Genomic DNA, 3,969 nt, shown 5'->3' on the forward strand with positions numbered 1-3,969 from the left:
AAATAAGCTAAAAGCCCCTCTCCCTTTGGGAGAGGGTGGCCGAGCGTAGCGAGGTCGGGTGAGGGCAGTGCGGATCATTCCGCGCTGCCCTTTCCGTATGCGCTGTCCTCACCCTTCCCACGCGGCTGCGCCGCGCGGGCCCCTTCCCTCTCCCGGAGGGAGAGGGAGATTTGGGTGATTACGCCGTCAGTGTTGCCCATTACATCGGTGTTGGAGAAGCGCAGCACGTGAAAACCTTCCGCTTCGATGATCTTGGTCCGCCCTGCATCGCGCGTCTCGCGATCAGCATGGGTGTCGCCATCGACCTCGATCACCAGCTTTTCCGAAAAGCACAGGATGTCGGCGTAGAACGGCCCTACCGGCGCTTGGTGGCGCCACTTCAATGTCGGGAAGCTCTCGCGCAGCGCCCGCAACAGCCGGCGTTCCGGCTCGGGGGCGTCGCGCCGCAATTGTCGCGCGCGCGGAACGGTGCCGACTGGCTGACGTGCATAGAGCCGCATCCTGTCCTCACCCTTCCGCCGCTGCGCGGCTCCCTCCCTCTCCCACAGGGAGAGGGAAATTTAGCTCACTGGCACGCCAAACACTCGTCGTAATCGGTCGTCTCGAACTCGTATTGCGGCTTCTCGATCGTGTTGTCGTTCTCGACCCCGCCCGCGAACCCGGCGCGCTGGATGCTCTTCGAGCGCAGGTAGTAAAGCGACTTCACGCCCAGCTCCCATGCGCGGAAGTGGAGCATCAGCAGGTCCCACTTCTCGACATCGGCCGGGATGAACAGGTTCAGGCTGGTCGACTGGTCGATGAACGGCGTGCGGTCGGCCTGGAGCTCGATCAGCCAGCGCTGGTCGATCTCGAACGACGTCTTGTAGCAATCCTTCTCCTCGGTGCTGAGGAAGTCGAGATGCTGGACCGAACCGCCCTGCTCAAGGATCGAGTTCCAGATCGCATCCGAGTTCTTCGACTTTTCGATCAGCAATTTCTCGAGATACGGATTCTTGATCGAGAACGAGCCCGACAGCGTCTTGTGCGTGTAGATGTTCGCCGGGATCGGCTCGATGCACGCGCTCGTGCCGCCGCAGATGATCGAGATCGACGCGGTCGGCGCGATCGCCATCTTGCAGCTGAAGCGCTCCATCACGCCCATATCGGCGGCGTCGGGGCAGGGGCCGCGCTCCATCGCGAGATGCATCGACGCTTCGTCGACCTGACCCTTGATGTGCTTGAACATCTTGAGGTTCCACGACTTGGCCATCGCGCCCTCAAAGGGCAGGCCGCGCGCCTGGAGAAAGCTGTGATAGCCCATCACGCCGAGGCCGACCGAGCGCTCGCGCATCGCCGAGTAAGCGGCGCGCTCCATGCCGGGTTCGGCGCGGTCGATGAAGTCCTGCAGGACGTTGTCGAGGAAGCGCATCACGTCCTCGATAAAGCCCTTCTCGTCCTTCCACTGGTCCCACGTCTCGAGGTTGAGCGAGGACAGGCAGCACACCGCGGTGCGGTCGTTGCCGAGATGGTCCTTGCCGGTCGGCAGCGTGATTTCCGAGCACAGGTTCGAGGTCGAGACCTTGAGCCCAAGATCGCGGTGATGCTTGGGCATGCCCTTGTTCACGTGATCGGCGAAGACGATGTACGGCTCGCCGGTGGCGAGGCGCGTCTCGACGAGCTTCTGGAACAGCGAGCGCGCATCGACCGTCGCGCGGACCGAGCCGTCCTTGGGGCTCGTCAGGTTCCACTCTTCGCCGGCGCGCACGGCTTCCATGAAGGCGTCGGTGATCAGCACGCCGTGGTGGAGGTTGAGTGCCTTGCGGTTGAAATCGCCGCTCGGCTTACGGATCTCGAGGAATTCCTCGATCTCGGGGTGCGAGATGTCGAGATAGCAGGCCGCCGACCCGCGCCGCAGCGAGCCTTGCGAGATCGCGAGCGTCAGCGAATCCATCACGCGGACGAACGGGATGATGCCGCTGGTCTTGCCGTTGAGGCCGACCGGCTCGCCGATGCCACGGACGTTGCCCCAATAGGTGCCGATGCCGCCGCCGCGCGAGGCGAGCCAGACATTCTCGTTCCACGTGTCGACGATGCCGCCGAGGCTGTCGGGGACCGAGTTGAGGAAGCACGAGATCGGCAGGCCGCGCCCGGTGCCGCCGTTCGACAGAACGGGGGTCGCCGGCATGAACCACAGCTTCGAGATATAGCCGTAGAGCCGCTGCGCATGCGCCGCGTCATCGGCATAGGCCGAGGCGACGCGCACGAACAGATCCTGGAAGGTCTCGCCCGGAAGCAGGTAGCGGTCGCGCAGCGTGTCCTTGCCGAACTCGGTGAGCAGCGCGTCGCGCGAGTGATCGACCTCGACCGGATAGAGCTGGACGTGGATCTCCTTCGAATCGCCCCGCGCGGCGAGCTTGCGCTCGGCGGTGCCCTTCCCCTCGTCGGAGGGCGTGGCTGCGGCGGCGAGCGCCTCGATCATATCGGTGGCCATGTCGGTACTCACTTCCCCGGTATCCCGAAAATCCATGTTTCGTGTCCCTGCAAACGCGTTCAAAAACCGTGCCGGCCAGGACCGCCTGTGTTCCCGATCCGTTTCGAATCGGAAGCGAGCTCCCAGCATAGCAGTCCATGGGCGAACACGAGAACAAAAACAGACCATCCCGCGGCACAATCGCAGGCCAGATCATTACCGCAATATAGGATCGCGGTGTTCGATTCACTAGCTCTTGGGTTCGCCCCCGAACTCAACCCCCACAGATTGTGCCGGATCGCGTCGCGACACAAGACGGTAAATGACAGATCAGCGACTCGGTTCGTCGCTATTTCGCGACGCTTGGCGGACACCCCGCAAGGGCCATGGCACGCGACGCGCGGTCAAAGCTGGCTTCGTTCAAACGCAAGGGATCGAACCGGGAACGTGACATTTTTTTCACGCCGCGGGAGAAAGCACCGCCGGCAGCGTCACCACCGCTTCGAGACCCCCTAGCGCCGCCGTATCGAGCGCCAGCATGCCGCCATAGAGCGTCGCGAGTTCGTGCGCGATCGACAGGCCGAATCCATGCCCGTCGCCGCGTTCGTCGAGCCGCTGGCCTGCGGCGAGTGCCGCTGCGCGCGCGTCGGGGGCGATGCCCGGGCCGTCGTCGGCGATGCTCAGGCGGACGAAGCGCGCGTCGGATGCGGGCGCGGCGGTCACAACGATCCGCGCCGCGGCGAAACGCCAGGCATTGTCGAGCAAATTGCCGATCAATTCGTCGAGATCCTGTCGATCGACCGCGACCTTCAGCGCGGGGTCGATCGTCGCGCTCGCGGTGACGCAGCGCTCGGCATGGATACGCGACAAGGCGTCGGTCAGGTCGGCGACGACCGGCGCGAGCGGGGTCGCGAAGCGCAGGCCACTGCCCGGCGTCGCGGCACGCGCGCGGCCGAGATGATGGCGCACCGCCTGATCGATCCGCGCGACCTGCGCGGCGAGCGTGCCGTCGGGGTCGTGCGCGGGCAGCGCGAGCGCGAGCGTGGCGAGCGGAGTCTTGAGGCCGTGCGCGAGGTTGGCGACATGGCCGCGCGCGTTGGCGAGCGCGCTCGCATTCTCCGCGAGCAGCGCGTTGATCTCGTGCGCGAGCGGCGCGAGCTCGCTCGGCTGGTTCTCGGGGAGCGTCTCGGCCCGGCCGGCACGGATCGCGGCGAGACCGGCGCGCATCGTTTTCAGCGGGCGCAAGCCGATGCGGAGCTGGACCAGCGTCGCCGCGCCGAGCGCGAGGCCAAGCAGCAGCAGCGAGCCGAGCAACGGCGTCATCGCCTGGCGCAACGGACGATCGACGATCGCGCGCGGCGCCGCGGCGGTGATCCGGATCGGGCCGGCGGGGGTGGCGAGGGTGAGGCTGCGCGCATGGCGCATCCCGTCGGCGTCGCGCCAGTCGAGCGCCTGCGTGCCGGTGCCGTGGCGCACGGGGCCCTCGCGGCCCCTGCGCGGGCCATCGGGCGCCGTCCCTG

Annotated in this window: 3 protein-coding genes; all 3 read right to left on the reverse strand. The window is 66.1% G+C overall.

The genetic code is table 11. The features are described from left to right. Positions 1-74 precede the first annotated feature (74 nt). Positions 75-500 carry an endonuclease domain-containing protein gene (locus RH90_RS09590; protein WP_010185366.1) on the reverse strand — a complete coding sequence of 142 codons (426 nt, stop codon included), beginning with the start codon at positions 498-500 and terminating at the stop codon, positions 75-77. Between the two features lie 65 nt (positions 501-565). Continuing rightward, positions 566-2,506, reverse strand: a complete 1,941-nt coding sequence (locus RH90_RS09595; protein WP_029625195.1) for a ribonucleoside-diphosphate reductase subunit alpha — start codon at positions 2,504-2,506, stop codon at positions 566-568. 402 nt (positions 2,507-2,908) lie between these two features. Next, positions 2,909-3,969 (reverse strand): sensor histidine kinase (locus RH90_RS09600; RefSeq protein ID WP_010185368.1); only part of this gene is annotated, 1,061 nt, incomplete at its 5' end.

Origin of the sequence: Sphingomonas sp. PAMC 26605 (assembly GCF_000241485.1) — a bacterium.
Lineage (GTDB): Bacteria > Pseudomonadota > Alphaproteobacteria > Sphingomonadales > Sphingomonadaceae > Sphingomonas.

What these genes read in the sequence shown, in the direction of transcription:
- RH90_RS09595 (WP_029625195.1), bottom strand. Translation starts at nt 2,506, where the DNA reads ATGGATTTTCGGGATACCGGGGAAGTGAGTACCGACATGGCCACCGAT.
- RH90_RS09590 (WP_010185366.1), bottom strand. Translation starts at nt 500, where the DNA reads ATGCGGCTCTATGCACGTCAGCCAGTCGGCACCGTTCCGCGCGCGCGA.